This window comes from Lewinella cohaerens DSM 23179, from assembly GCF_000379805.1.
In the GTDB taxonomy this organism is placed as follows: domain Bacteria; phylum Bacteroidota; class Bacteroidia; order Chitinophagales; family Saprospiraceae; genus Lewinella; species Lewinella cohaerens.
Genome location: NZ_KB903533.1, coordinates 66,534 through 88,291 on the forward strand (window position 1 = coordinate 66,534; position 21,758 = coordinate 88,291).

The following is a 21,758-nucleotide window of genomic DNA, read 5'->3' on the forward strand; positions in this document are numbered from 1 at the left end:
TATTAATCATAAACAATTATGAAACATACTTATTCAATCACCGGGATGACCAGTGCGCACTGCGTACGAGCGGTAAAAAAAGCATTAGAACAGATTGACGGGATAGCGTCGGCCGAAGTAATCCTCGAACCACCGCATGCAACGATTACCATGCATCATCATGTTGCTGAAAAGCTAATGAATGAGGCTTTGGCTAAAGCAGGTGATTATCGCATAAAGTTGTCTAATGGGGAAGAACACTCTGAACATCATCATCAAATGAACCAAACTGGAAGCGCTCAACAGTCCGCCAAAATGCAAGACGGCCATGGTCAACACCAAATGGAGGGCGAACATGGTGATCACAATCCGGGCCACGGGGAAATGGGGCACGATCATCACCGCATGATGATCGCCGATTTCAGAAAAAGATTTTGGGCTTCTTTGATACTGACTGTTCCTATTCTGCTGCTTTCTCCTATGATCCAACGCTGGTTGGGACTGGATTGGCAATTTATCGGTAGTAGATATTTGCTTTTTGCCTTATCGAGTATTGTTTATTTCTATGGTGGCTTACCTTTCCTGAAGGGGTTTTTGAAAGAAGTTCGGGATAAATCTCTCGGTATGATGACCCTAATTGCTATGGCCATTTCTGTAGCCTATTTCTATTCTGTAGCCACCACCTTCGGTTTGCCGGGCGAGAGTTTTTACTGGGAGCTCGCTACGCTAATTGTCATTATGCTCCTCGGACATTGGATTGAGATGAAGTCGGTACTTGGGGCTTCTAAAGCTCTAGAACTGTTGGTAAGCATGATGCCCTCGGAGGCCCATAAAATAGAAGGAGATCAGGTCGTTGATATCAGCCTGGAAGATCTGCTAAGTGGAGATGTTATTTTGGTAAAGCCTGGTGAAAAAGTTCCCGCTGATGGGACGGTGCTAGAAGGCGAAAGTTACCTCAATGAGTCTATGTTGACTGGTGAATCCAAGCCGGTACAAAAAGGATTGCACGACTCGGTGATCGGTGGCTCTATCAACGGCAATGGTTCACTAAAGGTAAAGGTAGAGCATACGGGTAAGGATAGTTATCTGAACAAAGTGATTACGATGGTTCAGGAGGCCCAGAAGACCAAATCTAAAATGCAGAATCTTTCGGATCGGGCGGCCAAGTGGTTGACTTATATTGCCCTAGCAGTAGGTTTCGGTACCTTGGTCTTATGGCTGGCCCTCGGGAAAGACTTTGTTTTTGCGTTGGAGCGCATGGTCACGGTTATGGTTATCTCCTGTCCGCATGCCTTAGGTTTGGCCGTTCCATTGGTGGTTGCGATTTCCACGGCGATTTCGGCTCAAAACGGTTTACTGATTCGCAATCGGACCGCATTTGAAGAAGCCAGAAAGATATCAGTTCTGGTTTTTGATAAAACTGGTACACTCACCAAAGGTGATTTTGGAGTAACTCGTTACGAAAGCTTACAAAATGATCTTGATCAAGATGAAATGCTTCGTTTAGCTGGAGCTTTAGAGCGAAGTTCAGAGCATCCAATTGCGGTGGGGATTGTTCAAAAGATAAAGGAATTGCAAATTACTATTCCTGCTCCCGATAACTTTGAAGCCATTACCGGAAAAGGTGTACAAGCAAGCGTAGAAGGGAAAGCCGTAAAGGTGGTTAGCCCCGGGTACTTACGGGATGAAAAAATAGAGATTCCTGAAGGAGCCTATAGCAGTGCTGCCGAAACGGTAGTTTTTGTGATCATAGATGGAGCCTTAGCAGGGTACATTGCTCTTGCTGATGAAATCCGACCAGAATCAGCGGCAGCTATCAAGACTTTTAAAGCTAACAACATCAAAGTTTTTATGGCCACTGGTGATAATGATGTAGTCGGTAAAGCCGTGAGTGAAGAACTTGGATTAGACGGTTACTATGCAGAGGTATTGCCTCATCAAAAAGTAGAAATTGTCAAGGAATTGCAAGCTAAAGGGGAATTTGTAGCCATGACTGGTGACGGTGTCAATGATGCACCTGCGTTGGCCCAAGCCGATGTGGGCATTGCCGTAGGATCAGGTACCGATGTAGCTGCGGAAACCGCTGATATCATTCTCGTCAATAGTAACCCCAAGGATATTGCCAATCTCATCCTGTTTGGAAAAGCCACGTATAGCAAGATGATCCAGAATCTGGCCTGGGCTACTGGTTATAATGCCATTGCTATACCCTTGGCCGTAGGTATATTGTATCCTTGGGGCTTTGTGTTGAGTCCTGCGATAGGAGCGGTTTTTATGAGTTTAAGCACGATTATAGTAGCCATTAATGCACAATTGTTGAAGAAAAAGATAGGACAGTAGTCCATACCTATGAATGAATTCAGTTTTATTGATAAAAGCCTGGCAACTGTTTTTATCACGCTTTTTGTGGTCGCTCTAGGCTTCGGTGTGATTTTACCGGTTCTACCATTTTTCACAGAGCGATTAGCTTTGGGAGAAGGTGTGTCTTCTGACCAAATTACTTTTCATATTGGGTTTTTAACGAGTGTTTATCCCTTTTTTCAAATGCTTTTTGCTCCCCTTTGGGGGCGTTGGTCAGATCGTGTTGGTCGAAAGTCACTTATGCTCATGGGAATTGCTGGTTTCGTAGCGATGCAACTATTAATTGGTGTGGCTACTTCAATTTGGCTGCTCTATCTTGCTCGCATTATCGGTGGAATTTTTACTTCAGCAATTATTCCTGTAGGATATGCATTGATTAGCGACCTCACTTCTGCCGATAAGCGTAGTCTTGGTATTGCATTAGGCGGCACTTCCTACAGCTTGGGAGTAGTAGTAGGGCCATTCATCGGTGGATTGCTCAGCCAAAGGGACTGGCACTGGAATCTGGAATGGGGCCATTTTTTGATTAATGGCTATTCTATTCCTTTTTTCTTTCTGGCTATAATCGGCCTTTTGCTATTCCCTTTGATAAATAAAGGACTACAGAATGGAGTGTTCCTCCTTGCTGAAAAGCCAAAGCGTTCTAGAGGGGCAACATGGTATCAGATCGTAAGGGATTTGTTTCCTTTATTATTTTTATCCTTTATCTATCAGATAGCCCTCACCTTATTTGAAGCGGTATTTTCCATCTTTTCCAAAAATGAGTTGCAATACAATGCCGTCACCATTGGATATGGATTTATGGTCTGTGCCTTGGTCATGGCCTTGTTACAACCGTTAGTAGTTTCCACAAGGATCAAAAAAATAATCTCGGGTAGGAAACAGATCACTCTTGGGTTTGGAATATTTGGAGTTGGTGTTTTATTATTACTCCTAACTGACCAACTGTTATATGTTTTTCTCTTCATCGGGCTATTGGCTGCCGGGGGAGCCTTTATTACACCGAACGTCACATCGTTGATTTCACTGAAAGGGGAAAAGGTGGCTGGCGAAGCACTCGGTATCCAAAAATCTACAGATAGCCTTGGTCAGGTAATAGGCCCAATTATCGGTAGTTGGCTACTGACTTTGAATACATTCTTACCTTATTTACTAACAGGGATAATGGTGCTCTTAGTTGCCGGATACCTTCTCATCAGCAAAAAGTTCATGACTGTATATGGAAGTGATTAATTCAAGGAAAAGCCTAGGAGGAAAATATACTATTCTGGTTCATTTACTGTTTGGTATTACCATATTTTATTTTTTTTTGCACCCTGTAACTATGGTGATTTACTGGTTTGAAATGAACGACACTCCGTTTAGCATAACTAATTTTTTAGAAATCGCTCCTCACAGGGTATTGGACTCTTTTTCTTTTCGGATGACGGGTATGGCTATCGCATTTGTGCTGATTGGTGCATTAGTTGGCTTAGGGTCAGGGTTGTATTATCGAAATTTATTGCGACAATCAGCGAAGTTGAGAAGACAGGATAAGCAACTAAAGGAAAGTGTTTTATCTATTATTGAAGAAGGGGAGAGTGACCGGATAGAGTTTAAATCTTCTTTGAGATTTGATTATCATCAAAACACTATTAACAAATCACTGGAAGAGGTGATTGTAAAAACTATTGCAGGATTTATGAATACTAGCGGAGGGACACTACTTATAGGACTTGATGATTCCGGGAATATTCTTGGCCTTAAACAGGATTACCAATCACTAAAAAAGAAAGACCGGGATGGTTTCGAACTACAAATCTATCAGCTGATCACTAATGATATCGGCATTGAATTTTGTTCCCTTATTGAAATTGATTTTTATGATTTAGATGAAAAAGATGTTTGCGTGTTACGAATAGAGGTGGCAACATCACCAGCTTATGTACATGGTAAAAACAAAACATCTTTTTACATTCGAGCCGGTAATTCCACTAAGCCCTTAACAATTCAGGAAGCAGTGAAATACATAAATGCTCGGTGAGGAAAAAATTAATTGTAGACAAGAGCAACTCTACCTACCAAACAAGCTCTCAGTAAGCAACGGTCTGATTCAACCCGGAAATATATATATATAACTCCACTTATAGCTTAGCAAGATTTAATAAACATTGCCCAAAAAACCGCAAGTACTCCTGTCAAAAGATGTCTAACTTCATAACAGCAAATTAACCATCAACTAACCATCGCTGAATTATGAAAAACGACAAGAAATTTTTAATGCAATTTCTCTTTTTCCCCTTTCTGTTGCTTTGTATGAGTTTAACTACATCCAATGTATACGGGCAGGAAGAATGGACAGCACCTTCTTTAGCAGATAATTTTCAGAATCCTGTAGCAGGAGATGCCAATGCTGCAAATTTAGGACGAAGCCTTTTCAAACAGATGTGTGCTATTTGTCATGGAGATAGAGGTAAAGGAGATGGTCTGGCCGGAATGAATCTAAATCCAAGGCCATCAAACCTGCAAAGTACTGCGGTACAAGAACAAAGTGATGGCGCAATTTATTGGAAAATTACAAAGGGCAGGGCTCCAATGGCAGCATACCAGGAAACGCTTACAGAAAGGCAACGCTGGCAGTTGGTGAATTATATACGACAACTCTAATTGTTCAAGTTCAACCACTTTATATATGAAATATCAATTAAACATATTCACGTTGGCACTCGCCTTATTCATTTGCAATGTAGCCCTTGCCCAAGACGATCAAAATACGCAGCAAGGATATAGCCTTACAGATCAGCAAAGTGCAGCTATTGATTATCTTAAACCAGGAAAAAGTCGATTCTTACTGAGGGGTTATGCTCATTCAGGGCTAGAAATGACCAGCGAGGAGACCTCTTTCGTAGGGGGTGCCTTTAATCCTCTTTTTGTTTTTAGGCAGTCGGATCGATTGCTTTTTGAAGGTGAATTGGAGATCGAATTAGAAGGTGGCGAGACTCATTTGGGCCTAGAGTACGCAAACATGTCCTATCTGTTATCTGATGCCGTCACAGTAAGAGCAGGAAAGTTTTTACTTCCATTTGGCACCTATGTGCCGAATCTTCACCCGGCATGGATTAACAAATTCCCTACTAATCCCCTTGGTGCAGGTCATGACGGAATACTTCCTTCCGCTGACATTGGAATTGAACTTCGTGGAGCTTCTTATTTAGGAAATATCAAAACTAACTATTCGATCTATGCTGTTAATGGACCACAACTCAATGATGGAAGCGTAGAAGCCGAAGAAGGTGGCGTACTCCATTACGATATTGCACCTGACAATAATAAAGGTAAGTCTTTTGGAGGGCGAATAGGTTTTTTCCCAATGAATAATTCTGCCTTAGAAGTGGGGATTTCCGGCCTATATGGCAAAGTTGGAAACAAAGAAGGTGATTACGAAGATATTGCTGCCTTCCTCTACGCATTTGACATGTCTTATGTCCAAAGACTTTCGTCACTGCGAAGTGTAGTAGACATCAAGGCTCAATATGCAGCCGCAAACGTGGACGAGGCAGCATTTCCAGAAGAGGACGATCCAAGCGAGTTACATTCATTTGACAACTCAAGTTCTACATGGTTTGCCCAGTTATCCATCCGGCCCGCCTTTGTCAGTAGTAAGCTTGTACAAAACTTAGAGCTGGCAACACGATACTCTTCAATCGAAACCCCGGAAGGAGCCCCTTGGGAAGCCAATCAACAACAATGGGAAGTTGGCTTAAACTATTGGTTTGACTGGAGAACGCTAGTAAAGGTTTCCTATAGAACGGTTAGCGGCGAGGCAGGCGGACATAGTGAAAATGAGGAAGGTGGTAGCGAGGATTCATTTTTTATTCACTGGGCAATAGGTTTTTAATAACTCCATCAACAGAAGTACTACCATGAAAAGATCATTAATGATAACCGGACTCTTCTTATTAGCATTAGTCGCCATTGCAACGAATGCCTGTACTACCACAAATAGCTTAGCTGATACCAAGTCAGGAGCGCAACTTTGGGGTGAAAACTGTCTGCGATGCCATAATAGCCCGTCTCCCGAAACATTCAGCGACGCAGAATGGGATGTTGCCGTAATGCATATGCAAGTACGAGCAAATTTAACAACTACGGAAGCAACGAAAATCGCTGACTTTCTCAAGACAGCAAATTAGTAGAAGTTGTCAGGGGGCCTAAGGGATAGAATATACTAGCAGTGTTATTGAATATCCAGGGCCCCGTTTTCGCGTGGTACGCTCATAATTACCCTTGCTTATCTATTGTTTATTCTGAATTCGATAAAATGAAAAGACTACTTCATTTCTTAGTTCCTGTTTTTGTTTTAGTTATCTCATCTCTATCCGGATTTTCTCAAACAACAGGAATATATCTGACTTTTGAAGATTTCAGCAATGAATTCATCTCTCATGAGTTCTCTTGTAATGAAAAAGGGAGTAGAATCTCTCTTGGCAATCTAAAAAGGGATTGGATCAAGGTAAAATCCCCCAAAGGTAAATTCCGATATAAAAAGTCAGAAACCTATGGATATCTCGATTGTAATGGCCAACAATTCCGTTTCTTCGAAAACCAGCTATATCAGATTAGTGAAGTTGGCCACCTTATTGTTTATCAATTAGGAGACTCCGATACAAGCTTAGGAGAAGAACTCAATAGTTTTGCAACATTTCACTTCAGCCTTAACCTAAGTGGCCCAATACTACCTCTTAATCTGGATAATCTTAAACAGGCCTACCCGGAGAACCACCAATTTCATGATTTACTAGACGCAAACTTTAGCGGCGGGCAAGCAATATTTTCCTTTGACGAATTTCATAATACTTATAAAGTGAATAGGATACTTGGTGAGTGCTCCAACCATTAATCCTGTTTTAATCCACATCAAAGTAATATTTGAAGGGCATTACAGTATCTTTTAGCTAGCAGCGTGGATCACTATTGAGTGGTCCGCGCTTTATTTTTGGAATTACTGTACCTAAACAAAAAGCTGCAAATTTCTCTCAAAAAAGTATAACAGCTTCATCTTCCATTACCCTGATCTTTGCACTATAAAAGATAGAAATATGAGTGCAGAGGTTATCATGGAAAATAAAAATGATAGAAAGCAGTCTACTAAAGACCGTTTTCCCGTCACGGGGATGAGTTGTGCATCTTGCTCAGCCAGTGTGGAGTCTATCCTGAATCAACTACCGGGAGTACATGAAGCCTCGGTCAATTTCGCCAATACTACAGCAACAGTAGAATTTGACAATTCTCTTATCAGTGAACAAGAGCTACAGGCGGCACTACAAGCGGTAGGTTATGACCTGATCTTAGGTGATAATGATTCCAACGCATTAGAAGAGCAGGAGGATCGGGCTACACAATCCTATCAGAAAGCGTTGCGTAAAACGATCTGGGCCGCTGTACTAACACTTCCGGTTTTTATCCTTGGTATGTTTTATATGCACTGGGTTCCAGGTAGATGGATTTCACTGCCTCTCAGTGCGATAGTGCTATTCTGGTTTGGGCGTGATTTCTTTATTGGTGCGTATCGGCAAGCTAAATTCGGTAAGGCTAACATGGACACACTGGTAGCCTTGAGCACAGGGATAGCTTTCTTCTTTAGCTTGTTCAATACCCTCTTTCCTGACTTTTTTATTTCCCGAGGCTTTGAGAGCCACGTATACTACGAAGCGGCGACCGTTATAATCACTTTCATTTCGCTGGGCAAATTACTGGAAGAACGAGCTAAATCGAATACTTCTTCTGCCATCAAAAAATTAATTGGATTACAACCAAAGACCGTACGAATTGTAGAGGACGGTATGGAAATCACTATTCCAATTGAACAAGTCAAGCGAGGACAGCATATAGTTATTAAGCCAGGTGAAAAAATACCGGTTGACGGTAGTATTATCACAGGGGACAGTTTCGTTGATGAAAGCATGATCACTGGTGAGCCGATAGCAGTGCACAAAACCGTTGGTGACACGCTATTTGCAGGTACGATTAACCAGAAAGGAAGCTTTCGATTTGAAGCGGAGAAGGTAGGGCAAGAGACATTACTTGCTCAGATCATCCAAATGGTGCAAGAAGCACAAGGAAGTAAAGCTCCCGTTCAGGGGTTGGTCGATAAGATCGCTGGAGTCTTTGTCCCCACAGTAATTGTGATTGCAATCATTACCTTCACGGCATGGATGATATTGGGTGGGCAGGATGCCTTTTTTCATGCATTACTAAATGCTATAGCGGTGTTGGTTATCGCCTGTCCGTGCGCGCTTGGTCTTGCTACCCCTACGGCTATTATGGTAGGGATTGGGAAAGGTGCAGAACATAATATTCTCATTAAAGATGCAGAAAGTCTGGAGTTAGGATACAAGGTTAATGCCGTCATCCTAGACAAAACTGGAACTATTACGGAAGGGCATCCAGAGGTACAGCGTACACACTGGACTGAGACCGCTACTTCATACGACAAAGGAGTCTTACGCCGCATAGAAGAACAGTCTGAGCACCCATTAGCCGAAGCGGTAATCAAGTATCTGGAGCAAGAAGGAACCCCAACGGAAGAAGTGACCAATTTCAATAGTATTACCGGTAAAGGTGTACGCGGGACAGGAGTGAAGGGAGTAACCTACTTCGTAGGTAATTTCAAATTGATAGCAGAGCACAATTTAGAGATCACTGCCGAAGTAACGCAAACTTACCAAGAGTGGAGTGAAGAAGGTATGACCGTCATTTTCTTTGCAAACCAAAAGACAGTGCTCGGAATACTGGGTATAACTGATAAGATAAAGCCTACTTCTGCTAAGGCCATTGCCCTACTACAAAAGCGAGGCATAGCTGTGCATATGCTAACCGGGGACAATGCTAGAACAGCCGCAGCTGTATCTAAGCTAGTAGGTATTACGAAATTCCAGGCCGAAGTAATGCCTAGTGATAAAGCAAATTATGTAAAGCAACTTCAACAGGAAGGCTATACAGTAGCCATGGTCGGTGATGGCATCAATGACTCGCAAGCTTTGGCACAGGCAGATGTTAGCATCGCAATGGGCAAAGGATCGGACATTGCTATTGATGTGGCAAAGATGACCCTAATTACGTCTGACTTAATGGCTATTCCTCAAGCACTGAAACTATCCAAGAAAACGGTAATTGGGATACGGCAAAATCTATTCTGGGCCTTCATTTATAATTTAATCGGAATTCCGATTGCGGCGGGTCTACTGTATCCAATCAATGGGTTTGAGCTTGACCCCATGATTGCCGGTGCAGCGATGGCACTTAGTTCCGTGTCAGTAGTCACTAACAGCTTACGTTTAAAACAAATAAAAATTTGATCGAATCATGAAAGAGCTAAAATTCAAAACCAATATTAATTGTTCAGGTTGTTTATCCAAAGTGACTCCCATACTGGAAGCCAAAGAAGGCATCGCTGTCTGGCAGGTTGATTTGCAGGATGATGACCGTACCCTAACGGTAAAAACAAGTGACTTAACGGAAGAAGAAGTACAGGCTGCCGTAGCAGAGGCTGGTTTTAGAGCAGAAGCGAAGTAGCAAATACAATTATTTTGAAACTATGCATTAAAGAGGAGCTACTATCAACGCGGGTTAGTCCGCTCCTCTTTTTGTCCAAGTTGGATGCCTCTATGCTTGAGTAATTTGTAGAATGTACTTCTAGCCACACCTAAATGTTGGCAGATTTGGCTTACTGATAGATTACCCTCTCGGTATAAAGTCTCTGAGATGATGGCCTTGTCCTTAGCTTGTTGAGATAAACCTTTGGGTCGCCCACCTTTTCGACCACGCGCGCGGGCAGAATCTAGTCCCGCTTTGGTGCGCTCACTGATGATGTCGCGCTCAAATTCTGCTAGTGCGGCAAACAGATGGAAAGTTAGTTTCCCTTGTGGAGTAGTGGTGTCAATAGCATCATTGAGCGATTTCAGACCCGCACCCTTGTCCTGTATCTCGGTGACAAGATTTACCAAGTCGCGCAGTGACCGCCCTAGCCTATCCAATTTCCAGATAATGACAATATCACCTTTACGTAGCTGATCTATCATTCGGCGAAGTTCTGGTCGGTCAGTTTTAGCACCACTCGCTTTCTCTTCAAAGAAGAGTTCGCAGCCTTCTTTGGCTAAAGCATCATTCTGTAAAGCGAGGTTTTGGTCTTTGGTACTTACTCTGGCATATCCGATTTTCAAAATAAAACCTCCTAGAGCAAGACTATTATATCTTCTGGCTTTTCCATAAGGTATAATGATTTTACACCTTTATCAAAAGTCACAAACTTTAAGCTCTCACGATAAGCTAAACCTGTTAAATATGCATCAGTTAGCTGCTTGGAGTTTAACACATAATCAAAATTTATAGTGCCATCATCTAAAGGGTAACTATCAGCGATAAATTTATGATGAGGGTATATTTTTTTAAGTCTGCCAAAATACCCATTAACTATCTTCGGAGTTGAGCCTTCTAATCCATATGCAGGATTTGATAAAATCCTTACTATGCCATTCTCCGTTATTGGGCAAGTCGACCATCCATTTTCACAATTCTTACTTAACCAATCACTGGCAATAGAATGATGAATATGATCTTCATCAAGGATAGAAATCAATACATTAACATCAAGTAACCAACTCATTAGAAGCCTTCTTCTTCCCTGATCTTATTAATAAGCTCATTGGTGATCTTCTTGCCCGTATTTCTTGTGGGTATTATTGGAAAATCTTCGGCCTCAAACTTTGGCAGCTCTCTATCTAATCCTTTTCTTACCAATTCTGAAATGGTATCACCTATCGAATTATTATTCGTTTGCGCCAGATGCTTTGCTATGATGTATACTTCATCATCTATGTTTAGGGTAGTTCTCATTTTTTAGTAAACCTCTCTTAATTACCACATCTGATGATATAGCATCAGATGCTATAAGTCAAGGTAATATTGTACCGCAAAAGGATGCTAACCTAGCTTTATCGTACTTTGATTTAGTAGACCAGTTTTTTGTACTGCTGGTGAAAGAAAAAATGGAAAATGGAGGTTGATTGATTGGTGTTCGGGAAAACGGTCGTTTTTGTGGACAGCAGAGGTCTGCACCACTGTCGAAAAAACTGTTCTAATTTTGATGATAATTGTTTCGATACTTTACGAAACTAAGACGATCTATTTGCTCTAGATTCGGACTTTGGGTACTGGAAAGCGAACGAGAAGTCAATTAGTCTACTCATTGAAAATTTCTTGCCTGTTCACTAGAAAGTGGTATCATTTTGTCTGATAACGGCAACCTTATAAAGTTTAACATTGTTTTGTTTGAAATAAATCTAATACCAAAACTATTTTCAACATGAGCTTAAAGAAATATCACATCACTAAAACCAGTAAAGGATAAGATTATGGCACGATGTACAGCACCGGTAAATGGCCATCGGACAGCAAGCGGAACAGCAAACTGTCCTGCTTGTGGTGGCAGCTCTAGAGGTTATAGCTCCTACGGGTATTCATCATACTCCTACTCTTCTCCGTCACGTAGCAGCGGAGGAAGTAGCGGCAGTTCAGGTCACGGACGATCAGGGCGAACGATGAGAGCACGTTGGTCTCCTGCGGGTTCTTCGGTTTACTACACACCAAATGAAATACAAACGCTCACGCCTATTCGTGAAAATATTGTTGAGCGGTCTTCTATTCCTGACGTAAGAGACGTTTTCTTGTGCCATGCGTGGGACGACCGAAAAGGTGCAGCCAAAGATTTGTGCGAACATTTACAGTCTAACGGCGTATCCGTCTGGTTCAGTGAGAAGGACATCCTCTTAGGCGCACCCTTCCTTCGTGAGATTGATAAAGGCTTGGCCAAATCAAGAGTTGGGATCGTTCTGGTTACTCCGTCGTTTCTCAAGCGTGTTCAAAATGCGGGCATTGCAGATAAAGAACTCTCTGCATTACTTGCCCGAAACCTTCTCATTCCGATTGTACATGATACGACCTATGATGCTCTTCGGGATGTAAGTCCGCTACTTGGCTCCCGCAATGGTTTGGACACATCTGAAGACTCAATGGAACGAGTAGCTGTGAGACTTGCTGACCTGATTAAGGTTGATGAGGTCGTATGCGAGTAGTTTTTTAGGCTTCAGCCACGCCAATGTAGTAGCCGCTTTCTTAGCTTTTACCGAAGAAAAATGAGGAGGCTGACTCGTGCCAATTTTCTCATAGAATACAATTAAGGGGTGGCCAATTGGCCGCCCTTTTGCTTTCTGGTCATAACAATGCGAACGATTTTCGATAAAGAATTCCTATTGAGCAAGATGAACCGCCCTAAACAGGCCGAAATACATGCCCATCTTCAATGAAGTACCCATCAGCATCCAGGTCACGGGCAAAGGCTGCATAATCAATATAAATACGAAGACTTTCTGGAATGGAGTGAGCGTAGAGTTCATCAAAAGTTTGTGTGGCATAATCCAGGAAAGAGTCATACTCGCCTGCGTATGCATCTTCAAAGTTTGCTTTTGCAGATGCTAGATCATCAACGTTGTTGTAATAGATCGCGAAGGCTTCACCATGTTCGGATAATGCTTCCATTATGCTGACGATAGTATCGAGACTTTCATATTCCGAAATTCGGATGCCGCCAAGCTCAAAGTCATGGATAGCCCATTCTTCAGATACTTCGCCGTATTGCTTGGTATAGGGACTGGTTTGGAGGATTTGATTGATCTCTTCCAGAANATCGTCTTTGCTTAAGCCGTCGAGGTCGATCCATTTGCCGTGAAGAATGCTTGCATTATAGTCTAATAAAGAGGCTACATAAATTTGGTAATTGTCTGTTGATGTATTTTCCTGATGAGTCATGGTTCCTTTCCTTTAAGTGGTTAATTGGGCATCTGCCCTTTTTGCGGAACCTGGATTCAGTGAAGGTGAGCACTATGCAAGTCTAGAGCGACCATTTATTGCGGCTTGACCCAAAAAATTGTTGAACTAATACGAAGTGTGACTTGCAGAGGGTGAGACGAGCTGTAGCTTAGTGCAGCTGAAAAGGGGAAGGTTGATCCAATGTCCAAATAAGGGAACCATAGCGGCGGGGAATAAAATTATTACCGATTACTATTATTGGGTATTGCCACGAGATAAACGCCAAGCAGAAGCGGAACGGTGAAAATAGAGATATCCGAGATGGTCAAATCGCCGGAATTGCTCTGGTTTGTAGAGCTTGTATCGCTATGAGGAATATTGAGAATTTTGAGGGGGCTGGGGGTGGTCTATCTGTTTGCCAATAGCAACTAAAGTTCCCTAGATAGAGACGACTTACTTACCATAAAATTACTCCTGTAGTAGAAAATCTTCCATTAGCCCGAATAAGGAGAAGTCCCATTCTTCCATAGGAATGTTTTCCTGCATGAAGTCAATAGCGTCATGGAAACGCAGTTTCATCAAAGAATAGTCTTGTTGTTGTTTTGCTCTTATGGCAAGATTCCAAAGTATACTGAATTTCACTAAAGTATCTTCTGTTGAGTTAAATATCATTTGCTCGAAGTAAGCAGCCATATTTGGTGATTCTGATGCGTTTTTTCCTTCACCAAATGCTTCGGCAAGAATGAGCTGTGCCTCCAAATCTCCATTTTCTGCCTTAGCAATCATGGGAAGTAATTCTGCATCTAAAATATAATTCTGATCATTAAGTCTCATTTAAAACCTCGTCTGTTATGATTATGTAGCAGCGATTTGGAAAATACGGGAAAACCTCAAAACCCTTCGCGAAGACAGATAAATTATAGCACAACAGTCCTTAATTTTCCATCATTATTACATACAAAATTAATGATGATGGCTAAAAAGAAAGGCAGCGGTGGTCAATCGAAAAACAATGAGCTACGCGGTGGAGAAAACACACTTCCAAAAAAAGAAAGCGGTGCCATTGATACTAAGAAAATTGTTAAGCAAGGTGCACAGGAACAAAAGAAAAAATGGGTAGACAAAAAGGTTGTAAAAAATCGTACTACTCCTAAGCAGGTTTTACCACCAGTCAAAAAAAATACGCCATCTCCTCCACCTCAAAAAAGCCAAGGCATAAGTCGGTTAAAAACAAAAGCTAATACTGCCCCACAACCAAAGGTTCAACCCCAGAAAGGACAGGTCAGTCAGGTTAAAGGTATATCTAAGCTTAAGGTGGCGACTCCAAAGAAAGCCGTAACTCCTAAGAAGGCTCCAGTCAAGAAAGCTCCTGTAAAAGGGAGGTAGTGCCCAAAAAACTCAATCATCTTAATGTTAATGTTTTATTAACCTTTTTATGATATGATTTTGGAAAACCAATTAATAGGAGTTAAAAATGAATTTTACAAAATGGAAGAAAAATAGACTACAGAGCGTATTTCAAGTAAGTACCTATAACCTGAAATCGGGGGAGTCTTCAAAACGTCGTAAGGAATTAACTATGCTTGGTGATGCACTACTCTTTGATCGATCTTTCGTAGATCAAACAGAAATACAAGCAATAGATTTTATGTTCGAAAATGAGCTGATAGAATTAGAAGAGAATAATCAATTGGGAACTAGTAGGTATGTTTTCAATTCTGACAAATTAGGTGATCTTGAGCCAGAAAAGATAAAGCAATTACAGAGGTATCTTCAAAGTGATGGCACCTATCCAGAAGGAGAAGGCTGGATAGATGGTGACGTTAAATCAGGTACGCGAACCTTAGAAGGAGCTCAGTCTACATTCAATACCAACATACTAGCTTACATGGATTTGGTACATTCTACGGGGAATAGAATAGATTCGATAGAGCCTCAGCAGACTCCCCTCGACAACGATAGAATAAAATTCACGGCGCAAACTAGAATTATATTTTTTTTCCATATACGTAATTATTCCTGTGAAAATACTACCTCTAAGTAATTCCTGCCATTACTCCATTTTCTACCAGCAATGGTTAGAACTCCGTGAACTTCAAATTCATTAGCCTTACCCCCCGAAAGGAGAGTTGTGAATTCTCGGGGTTCTACTTGATAGTGTAACTGTTGGCTTACACCCGAAGTTTGCCCTTTGCCAACGTTTATACTACTGATATTGAGGAAAGCTTTTCCAATAGTCTTAGCGGCCCACTCATTAGTAACAGCATCATTATTTGCATGGAATATTTTAGTCGAAAGGTTAGCCAATAGACTGTCAACTCTTGACTGAGGGTTACGACCTCCGATAGCCGCATAATAATTTGATATATTCTGACTCAAAAATACCGTACATGCTTTGGAGCTTCTTGCGGTAGTTTGAAATATTTGGTCATAGTCTGACAAAAACAGTTGACTTTCATCAACCCATAAGAATACGGGAAGGGTATCTTCCTTAGTATTTCGCCTTTCTGTAGCCTGCTGCCATAGTAGTTTGAATATGCCCTGGGCGTACACACCTGCGGCAAGATATTCCTTCACGGGGAAGTCTAAAATGATGATTTTTCCTTCGTGGGTTACCTCTGGATAAAGATTGGTTTTTTGTGCAAAATGCTTCTTCAGTATCCCCGAAGTAAAAGGCTCTGCAAGCCCTAAGAATGATTCTACAATTGTTGGTCTAGTCTTTTCTGGAAGGGTTGCAAACTCTCTCAAAAAATAATCACTGATTAAGGTATATTCTTCTTCTTGTTCCTCTGTTTTTACTGAATTTCCCGCGTTGATAATACACCCCATACAATAATTACTCTCTCCCCATTTTGAAATATCCTCATCACTCATCTCCGAAATTCCCTCAACCTCATGCTCCAAAGGAGCCGCAGAAAGAAGTCTTCTCATATTTCGGATACTTATTTCTTCTCCGGCGAGGCCAAGGAGTTGAATCATTCTATTAATACACCTCCTTAACGCATTATCCCAATAACGTTCGCTCTCTCCAGCATTACCTCCACCTCCAAAACGATTACCCATCTTATAGATTTCCATGAAGAGATTCGCCAAATTAAAAACCTCTCCAGCACCTTTACCTGATCTTGTCATTTCATATTCCAAAGGATTGAATTCGTACTCACTTTCTTCGCTGAAAATGATTAGATCATTTTCCCTTCCTGCCTTACGAGCATACTCTTGCCAATTAGTTCGCTCATCAGGTTTGGCACAAAGCACCAAACCCCCAAACCCATTTTTTAGGAATGCTTTAGCCAACGTCTGACCAGAGCCTGAGGATTTCCCAGAACCAATTCCTCCAAATATCTGAATTCCCCGAACAGCATCTCTAATTGTCCATCCATCTTCGGGTTTTGATGAAAAACGAACTAAGATTTTATCTAAGTTTACCATGATAACATTAGTTTGTTGAGAATTTAGGAGTTATCCTTCCTTATAAGCTTTATAAATGACTTTTGCCCCACTTGAATAGTTGAAAGTCTCTATTATTATTTTGTTCTGATCGAAATGAATAATATTTCCAGTAGAGAGCATATTGTTTTTATTTCCATAGTGTTGCTCCCCTGCTGTCATGTGTTTACAAAGGATTGGAGGAGATATTCCTTTTTGAGAATAGGCAGTTGCTTCTTCACATTGATTAGCTTGTTCAATCCAACCTTCATCATTTATAATTTTGTAGGTACCTTGATAGCCAATACCAATTATATACTGCAAGCATTCAGGTTGTGGTGATATATTCAAAGTATCTTTTATTAGTGAGCTATGATTTACACGACCCAGAACATCAAAACATTCAAATCTTGAATAGGTAAACTTTCTGATAAATTCACCAGTAGGGAAATATTCTACTTCTCCTTCCAGAACCCCTACAATGTTCTCTGCTAAATCATTTTGTTTAAAATGCCATTTTCCAATTAAAGCCTGCTCCCAAAGGTCTGCATTTATCACACTGTTCTCTTCCTTAGGAGCAGCTTCTAACTGATTAAGTACTTCCTCATTCTTTGAAAAAGAGAAAAAGTAGTCACTAAAGACTAAATAGGCAATTCCACTAAGTACTGTTAGTACAACGTATATTTTTATGAGTTTCATTGAATTATTTTTGTTACTCGATTATGGCAATATTTTTGGATTGAACTTCATGTCTTATGTTATTTCTTTCTGAGACATCGAACTGATTATTATTTCTCAGTTTACCGACTTCTTTGTTCTGTACAATCTCTGTTTTAAGTCTCATCATCGTCTCCATGTCTACTTCACCATCAATAAGGTCTAAAACAGAACTCCTTACCTTCATCCAAATTCCAAGCTCATCTAGAAACAGACAAAGGCTACTAAACAGTATCATAAACAACGCCAAGAGCATCCCTTCTAGAGCATATTTTGTAAAGAAGCCCGGAATAGATGGGGTCTCATAATTGACAGTCAATAGGAGCATAAGAAATATGAAGAGAGTAGGTGCAATTAATTTAATTACTGAAAGTGGTTCCACAACCATTCTTGTAAGTAAAGGGGTAATTGGATATCCTAGAAAAGTATCTCCCTTGTTTTTGTCATAGTAAATACTATCGCCTCGATATTGAGAGTAGTGTAGCCGATTGTCCTCAATGCCTTTTATGCAATCCCTGAAATGACTGACCCCGAACTTTATAATGATTACGGTGAGAATAAACGTAGGGTTAATGAGAAGAAGAAAGATAATTAAGGTGAAACTTTGAATTTGCCCTTGAAAAAAACTTCCATCTGTCGGTAGTTTCAAGAGTAGAGAGTAGCTACTATCTAAGTAACCTCCATCATTGAATCTCATCGAAAGAATTAATACATTACTTAACAAGAAGAAGAATATACATGTTAGAAAGCTGAATAAACTAAAGGCTCTCTCCCCCATATTTTTTCTTAAGAGCAATCGAACAGGTATGCTGCATGATGATACTGCGAAGAAGTACACATGAAACATCGCGTTGATAANCATATTGTGCTTTGGGCTCATTCCCAAGAAGCTTCTTAAGGCTGCTTGGTTACTCATCCTGTTATTTATACCTTCTTGCATTTTACATATAATTTGAGTGATGAATAAATCTATGATTCCACTCTGTTATTTGGCAAAATTACCTCTGAAAAAGTTAAGTAGAGTACTATAAAACATTCATATTTTCAGTTTTCCCGTCTTTTCCCAAACCTCCCTATTGCACTGATTTACAACTCATGGTAACTTGCTTCCAAGACCTCTAGCTGTGCTAAGGGGAGACGCCTGTAACTAACTTTTAATACTAAAATACACGTCAAATATGCTTCGAATTACGGTAAGTAAGTCCGCTGAAGGTGCCACCAAATACTTTGACGAAGGTTTGTCGAAGTCCGATTATTACGCCGAAAAAGGAGAGGTCGTCGGACGGTGGCAAGGACGTACTGCGGAGCAAATTGGACTGACGGGTGAGATCAAAAAAGACGATTTTGCCATGCTGGCAAAAAACCAAAATCCGCTCACCGGCGACCAACTTACGGCCCGCAATTCTAACGCAAGACGGGTAGGATATGACTTTACTTTTTCAGTCCCAAAATCCGTCTCCATTATCTATTCTCAAACTCAAGATAAAGAGATTATTTCAACCTTCGATGATGCGGTTAAAGAAACCATGTTAGAGATCGAAAAAGAAGCAGCAACCAGAGTAAGAGGCAGAGGAAGAAATGAAAATCGCATTACTGAAAATCTTGTTTGGGGAGCATTTACGCACGAAGATGCCAGACCAGTTGGCGGTATACCAGATCCACATTTACACCAGCATGTTTTTGTCTTCAATGCTACTTATGATAAAAAAGAAAAGCGTTTCAAAGCTGCACAATTTGGCGAGATAAAAGCCAATGCCCCTTATTTTGAAGCGGCTTTTAACGCCCGATTAGCCGATAAGCTGCAACAAGTCGGCTATCAAATTGAACGCAATGAGCGCGATTTTGAGATCAAAGGTTTTGGGCGTAGCACCATTGAGAAATTCTCTAATCGCACTCGCCAGATTAATGAAAAATCGGAAGCCCTTGGTCTGTCCTATGCGGAAGACAAAGCGGAGCTGGGCGCGAAAACCCGTGCGAGCAAACGCACTGGGTATGACAAGGAAGATATTCGGATGCAATGGAGGTCACGTCTTTCAGAAAGTGAGCGGGAATTGATCCGAAGCGCAAAAAGTGAGCCGCCACCGAGTGGCGGCGGCATGGCTTCCCTGTCTAAGATTACGGAGCGAGTCGTTGGCTTGGGTTATGCTATTGAAAATAAAAATGGCGGATTTAGTGCTAAAGAGGCGATCAATTATGCCCTTGATCATACGCTTGAGCGGAAATCCGTAGCCAGCGAAAAAGAACTACTCACCATTGCTTTAAAACGTGGCATAGGGACAGTTTCTCCCGAATCCTTGCGTAAGGAATTGAATGGTAGAGAAGATATACTCAGTAGGAGAGACGAGCAACGAAATGAAACCATCTATACCACCAAAGAAGCGATCGCTGAAGAACAACAACTCAAGCAAGTATCACAACAGGGCAGAGCCATTTTCGAACCAGTACATAATGACTATCAAGTCAAGAATAAGTTATTGACCGAGGAGCAAGTCGGAGCCGTTCAGCACGTCCTCACCTCTAAAGATTTTATCACCGTTGTTACGGGTGATGCAGGAACGGGAAAAACCTGGTCGATCAAAGAAGTCGCCGAAGGAATGAGAGAAAAAGGCGTGAATTTTGGAGCCTTTGCACCCTCCTCTGCGGCCTCCCGTGAAGTGCAAAGAGCAGATGGTTTTGAAAATGCTACGACCATTGCCGAATTACTCAAAAGCGAGAAGCTTCAGGAGTCGGTAAAAGATGGTTTTATCTGGGTCGATGAAGCAGGCATGGTAGGCAACAAAACCATGAACCGAGTGATAGAAGTGGCACAACAGCAAAATGCTCGCATCCTCTTAACGGGTGATATTAAACAACACGGATCGGTTGAGCGAGGTGATGCGCTACGCATTATCGAGCAGTTTGGTGGTATAAAACCCGCTACCATCACCAAAATACAACGGCAAAAAAATGCGGATTATCGCAGTGCCGTAAAATCCATCTCGAATGGAAATCTGGAAAAAGGCTACGAAACCCTTGAGCAGATGGGAGCGATCAAAGAGGCTGATAGTTTTGAGGAAGCCAAGGAGAATATCGCTAATGAATACGCTACTTCCTTGAAGAACAAGGAGAATGTGCTCATCGTAGCCACTACCCATGCTCAGGGACAAGGGGTTACGGAAACGATCCGTGACAAGCTTAAAACGGAAGGCGTTTTAAGCGGTAAGGAGAAGGTTTTTCAGGTTCAGAAAAACCTGTCACTGACCGATGCTCAGAAGCAGGATCATACCCAATATGAAGCAGGGCAAATCATCCAGTTTCACCAGAATATCAAGGGAGGCATAAAACGTGGCACTAAGTACCAGGTTTTGGGAAAAGATGAAAACGGTTTAGTGAGAATAGGAAACCAGGATGCTGGTGAAAAGAAAAAAGAGAAAGGGGTAGTTTTACCCATGGCTGAAGCGTCTAAGTTTTCAGTGTATCGTTCCGAAACAATAGCTTTATCACAAGGGGATAAAATCAGGATTACCCAGAACGGATTTTCCAATGAGCGGACCCGACTCAATAATGGCAACATCCTCACGGTGACGGGATTTGATAAACAGGGCAATATTCGAGCATCAACGGGAAAGAACGAAATCGTGCTAGCACGAAATTTTGGTAACCTGACCCATGGCTATTATACGACTTCCCCCGCCTCACAGGGAAAATCCGTTAATCGGGTTATTATCATGCAATCTTCCATGACAGGGAAAGCGGCGAGCAAAGAGCAATTTTATGTATCTGCCTCCCGTGGCAAATTTGCCATATCCATCCATACCGATGATAAGCAGGGTTTACTCAGCTCAATTCAACGATCTGCACAGCGGATGACCGCCTCGGAAGTAGGGCAGGAGCTGGTTAAGACAGAGAAATCAATGAAAGATAAGCTCAAAGTTATCGGCTCAATTTACCAAGCTGGTAAATCAAAAGTTGCAAACATCAACGAAAAGTGGCAGGATAAAAAAGCTGCCATTATTAGCGTTGTTTCAAAACCGATAAAACCCGTAAAGAATGCACCGATCAGAGCAAAGTAATAGTATCCCCTCTCTGATTAAACGAGAGAGCAGTGCTGCCCTAAAATATCGGGGAAATAATGAATTCTATGGTATTGCCGATGCTAGAGAAGGCAATGCCATCGCGCTGAAATTCGTGACTTCTATTGGGGAACAAAAAGCGATTCATTACCATGACATTATTTCCCCGATGGATTTTAATGGTACGAATTCCATTACTTTGATGACCACCCGCATGGTGGTAACGATCCGAGGAGGTCATCTGGAAAAACTCTTTGACCACATTATTCAGCATCAAGTGCTATGGATCAAAGAACCCCAAAGTTCATTTAGTACTTCCGAAGGAAAGGATGTTTATGTCAGTTCCATTGACTTTGAGATGATGCAGTAAAAAGG

At 41.5% G+C, this 21,758-nt stretch carries 21 protein-coding genes; 14 read left to right on the plus strand and 7 right to left on the minus strand.

The features are described from left to right. Nucleotides 1-18: 18 nt before the first annotated feature. From A3EU_RS0104110 to A3EU_RS0104150, 9 genes are all read left to right on the plus strand, one after another. Complete coding sequence (locus tag A3EU_RS0104110) at nt 19-2,319, plus strand: heavy metal translocating P-type ATPase (RefSeq protein ID WP_071596848.1); 2,301 nt, start codon at nt 19-21, stop codon at nt 2,317-2,319. Nucleotides 2,320-2,328: 9 nt separating this feature from the next. After that, nucleotides 2,329-3,573, plus strand: a complete 1,245-nt coding sequence (locus tag A3EU_RS0104115) for an MFS transporter (RefSeq protein WP_020534856.1) — start codon at nt 2,329-2,331, stop codon at nt 3,571-3,573. Next, entirely contained in the window at nt 3,560-4,363 is an 804-nt protein-coding gene (locus A3EU_RS29350) for an AlbA family DNA-binding domain-containing protein (protein ID WP_044085463.1), read from the plus strand. Before A3EU_RS0104115 ends, A3EU_RS29350 begins: the two co-directional genes overlap by 14 nt. A gap of 212 nt (nt 4,364-4,575) precedes the next feature. Continuing rightward, nucleotides 4,576-4,986: a c-type cytochrome gene (locus A3EU_RS0104125; RefSeq protein WP_156825646.1), complete on the plus strand. Its 411-nt coding sequence runs from the start codon at nt 4,576-4,578 to the stop codon at nt 4,984-4,986. Nucleotides 4,987-5,011: 25 nt separating this feature from the next. After that, the gene (locus A3EU_RS0104130) at nt 5,012-6,217 is read left to right on the plus strand and encodes a hypothetical protein (RefSeq protein WP_020534859.1); all 1,206 of its coding nucleotides are present in this window, start codon (nt 5,012-5,014) and stop codon (nt 6,215-6,217) included. 25 nt (nt 6,218-6,242) lie between these two features. Next, nucleotides 6,243-6,512 (plus strand): c-type cytochrome, encoded by a 270-nt coding sequence (locus tag A3EU_RS0104135; protein WP_156825647.1) that lies wholly within the window; start codon nt 6,243-6,245, stop codon nt 6,510-6,512. Between the two features lie 128 nt (nt 6,513-6,640). Then, entirely contained in the window at nt 6,641-7,219 is a 579-nt protein-coding gene (locus tag A3EU_RS0104140) for a hypothetical protein (RefSeq protein ID WP_020534861.1), read from the plus strand. Between the two features lie 199 nt (nt 7,220-7,418). Beyond that, a complete protein-coding gene (locus A3EU_RS0104145) occupies nt 7,419-9,677 on the plus strand; it encodes a heavy metal translocating P-type ATPase (RefSeq protein WP_020534862.1) in 2,259 nt (752 codons plus the stop codon). A gap of 7 nt (nt 9,678-9,684) precedes the next feature. Continuing rightward, complete coding sequence (locus tag A3EU_RS0104150) at nt 9,685-9,894, plus strand: heavy-metal-associated domain-containing protein (protein ID WP_020534863.1); 210 nt, start codon at nt 9,685-9,687, stop codon at nt 9,892-9,894. 44 nt (nt 9,895-9,938) lie between these two features. On the opposite strand, the gene A3EU_RS29355 is transcribed toward A3EU_RS0104150, so the two are convergent. The 3 genes from A3EU_RS29355 to A3EU_RS0104165 are packed head-to-tail and all read right to left on the minus strand — an operon-like array spanning nt 9,939 to nt 11,214. Further along, entirely contained in the window at nt 9,939-10,541 is a 603-nt protein-coding gene (locus A3EU_RS29355) for a recombinase family protein (protein WP_020534864.1), read from the minus strand. Nucleotides 10,542-10,552: 11 nt separating this feature from the next. Next, a complete protein-coding gene (locus tag A3EU_RS0104160; protein WP_020534865.1) occupies nt 10,553-10,984 on the minus strand; it encodes a PIN domain-containing protein in 432 nt (143 codons plus the stop codon). Next, nucleotides 10,984-11,214, minus strand: coding sequence for a hypothetical protein (locus A3EU_RS0104165; RefSeq protein ID WP_020534866.1), 231 nt, complete (start codon nt 11,212-11,214; stop codon nt 10,984-10,986). The genes A3EU_RS0104160 and A3EU_RS0104165 overlap by 1 nt, the downstream gene beginning before the upstream one ends. A gap of 518 nt (nt 11,215-11,732) precedes the next feature. On the opposite strand from A3EU_RS0104165, the gene A3EU_RS0104170 reads away from it, so the two are divergent. Continuing rightward, nucleotides 11,733-12,452, plus strand: coding sequence for a toll/interleukin-1 receptor domain-containing protein (locus A3EU_RS0104170; protein WP_026211215.1), 720 nt, complete (start codon nt 11,733-11,735; stop codon nt 12,450-12,452). Nucleotides 12,453-12,648: 196 nt separating this feature from the next. Here A3EU_RS0104170 and A3EU_RS0104175 read toward each other — a convergent pair whose 3' ends face one another. Both A3EU_RS0104175 and A3EU_RS0104180 read right to left on the minus strand, forming a co-directional pair. Beyond that, nucleotides 12,649-13,185: an antirestriction protein ArdA gene (locus A3EU_RS0104175; RefSeq protein ID WP_020534869.1), complete on the minus strand. Its 537-nt coding sequence runs from the start codon at nt 13,183-13,185 to the stop codon at nt 12,649-12,651. Between the two features lie 468 nt (nt 13,186-13,653). Next, on the minus strand, nt 13,654-14,019 hold the full coding sequence (locus A3EU_RS0104180; RefSeq protein WP_020534870.1) for a hypothetical protein: 366 nt from the start codon (nt 14,017-14,019) through the stop codon (nt 13,654-13,656). A gap of 132 nt (nt 14,020-14,151) precedes the next feature. On the opposite strand from A3EU_RS0104180, the gene A3EU_RS0104185 reads away from it, so the two are divergent. Together A3EU_RS0104185 and A3EU_RS0104190 are read left to right on the plus strand one after the other, a co-directional pair. After that, nucleotides 14,152-14,571 (plus strand): hypothetical protein, encoded by a 420-nt coding sequence (locus A3EU_RS0104185; protein WP_044085447.1) that lies wholly within the window; start codon nt 14,152-14,154, stop codon nt 14,569-14,571. Between the two features lie 88 nt (nt 14,572-14,659). Next, nucleotides 14,660-15,229 carry a hypothetical protein gene (locus A3EU_RS0104190; protein WP_020534872.1) on the plus strand — a complete coding sequence of 190 codons (570 nt, stop codon included), beginning with the start codon at nt 14,660-14,662 and terminating at the stop codon, nt 15,227-15,229. Here A3EU_RS0104190 and A3EU_RS0104195 read toward each other — a convergent pair. Both A3EU_RS0104195 and A3EU_RS0104200 read right to left on the minus strand, forming a co-directional pair. Further along, nucleotides 15,199-16,617 (minus strand): type IV secretory system conjugative DNA transfer family protein, encoded by a 1,419-nt coding sequence (locus tag A3EU_RS0104195; RefSeq protein WP_020534873.1) that lies wholly within the window; start codon nt 16,615-16,617, stop codon nt 15,199-15,201. The genes A3EU_RS0104190 and A3EU_RS0104195 overlap by 31 nt on opposite strands. 30 nt (nt 16,618-16,647) lie before the next feature. Further along, a complete protein-coding gene (locus A3EU_RS0104200; RefSeq protein ID WP_020534874.1) occupies nt 16,648-17,313 on the minus strand; it encodes a hypothetical protein in 666 nt (221 codons plus the stop codon). Between the two features lie 1,196 nt (nt 17,314-18,509). Here A3EU_RS0104200 and mobF point away from each other — a divergent pair. Both mobF and A3EU_RS0104215 read left to right on the plus strand, forming a co-directional pair. Further along, nucleotides 18,510-21,383: a MobF family relaxase gene (gene mobF / locus A3EU_RS0104210; protein ID WP_020534876.1), complete on the plus strand. Its 2,874-nt coding sequence runs from the start codon at nt 18,510-18,512 to the stop codon at nt 21,381-21,383. Then, a complete protein-coding gene (locus A3EU_RS0104215) occupies nt 21,361-21,753 on the plus strand; it encodes a hypothetical protein (RefSeq protein WP_020534877.1) in 393 nt (130 codons plus the stop codon). Before mobF ends, A3EU_RS0104215 begins: the two co-directional genes overlap by 23 nt. The last annotated feature ends 5 nt before the right edge of the window (nt 21,754-21,758 follow it).

Bases quoted from the DNA above. Each gene is read 5' to 3' on its own strand.
- A3EU_RS0104110 (WP_071596848.1), top strand. From the start codon at position 19: ATGAAACATACTTATTCAATCACCGGGATGACCAGTGCGCACTGCGTA.
- A3EU_RS0104115 (WP_020534856.1), top strand. From the start codon at position 2,329: ATGAATGAATTCAGTTTTATTGATAAAAGCCTGGCAACTGTTTTTATC.
- A3EU_RS29350 (WP_044085463.1), top strand. From the start codon at position 3,560: ATGGAAGTGATTAATTCAAGGAAAAGCCTAGGAGGAAAATATACTATT.
- A3EU_RS0104125 (WP_156825646.1), top strand. From the start codon at position 4,576: ATGAAAAACGACAAGAAATTTTTAATGCAATTTCTCTTTTTCCCCTTT.
- A3EU_RS0104130 (WP_020534859.1), top strand. From the start codon at position 5,012: ATGAAATATCAATTAAACATATTCACGTTGGCACTCGCCTTATTCATT.
- A3EU_RS0104135 (WP_156825647.1), top strand. From the start codon at position 6,243: ATGAAAAGATCATTAATGATAACCGGACTCTTCTTATTAGCATTAGTC.
- A3EU_RS0104140 (WP_020534861.1), top strand. From the start codon at position 6,641: ATGAAAAGACTACTTCATTTCTTAGTTCCTGTTTTTGTTTTAGTTATC.
- A3EU_RS0104145 (WP_020534862.1), top strand. From the start codon at position 7,419: ATGAGTGCAGAGGTTATCATGGAAAATAAAAATGATAGAAAGCAGTCT.
- A3EU_RS0104150 (WP_020534863.1), top strand. From the start codon at position 9,685: ATGAAAGAGCTAAAATTCAAAACCAATATTAATTGTTCAGGTTGTTTA.
- A3EU_RS0104160 (WP_020534865.1), bottom strand. From the start codon at position 10,984: ATGAGTTGGTTACTTGATGTTAATGTATTGATTTCTATCCTTGATGAA.
- A3EU_RS0104165 (WP_020534866.1), bottom strand. From the start codon at position 11,214: ATGAGAACTACCCTAAACATAGATGATGAAGTATACATCATAGCAAAG.
- A3EU_RS0104170 (WP_026211215.1), top strand. From the start codon at position 11,733: ATGGCACGATGTACAGCACCGGTAAATGGCCATCGGACAGCAAGCGGA.
- A3EU_RS0104180 (WP_020534870.1), bottom strand. From the start codon at position 14,019: ATGAGACTTAATGATCAGAATTATATTTTAGATGCAGAATTACTTCCC.
- A3EU_RS0104185 (WP_044085447.1), top strand. From the start codon at position 14,152: ATGATGATGGCTAAAAAGAAAGGCAGCGGTGGTCAATCGAAAAACAAT.
- A3EU_RS0104190 (WP_020534872.1), top strand. From the start codon at position 14,660: ATGAATTTTACAAAATGGAAGAAAAATAGACTACAGAGCGTATTTCAA.
- A3EU_RS0104195 (WP_020534873.1), bottom strand. From the start codon at position 16,617: ATGGTAAACTTAGATAAAATCTTAGTTCGTTTTTCATCAAAACCCGAA.
- A3EU_RS0104200 (WP_020534874.1), bottom strand. From the start codon at position 17,313: ATGAAACTCATAAAAATATACGTTGTACTAACAGTACTTAGTGGAATT.
- mobF (WP_020534876.1), top strand. From the start codon at position 18,510: ATGCTTCGAATTACGGTAAGTAAGTCCGCTGAAGGTGCCACCAAATAC.
- A3EU_RS0104215 (WP_020534877.1), top strand. From the start codon at position 21,361: ATGCACCGATCAGAGCAAAGTAATAGTATCCCCTCTCTGATTAAACGA.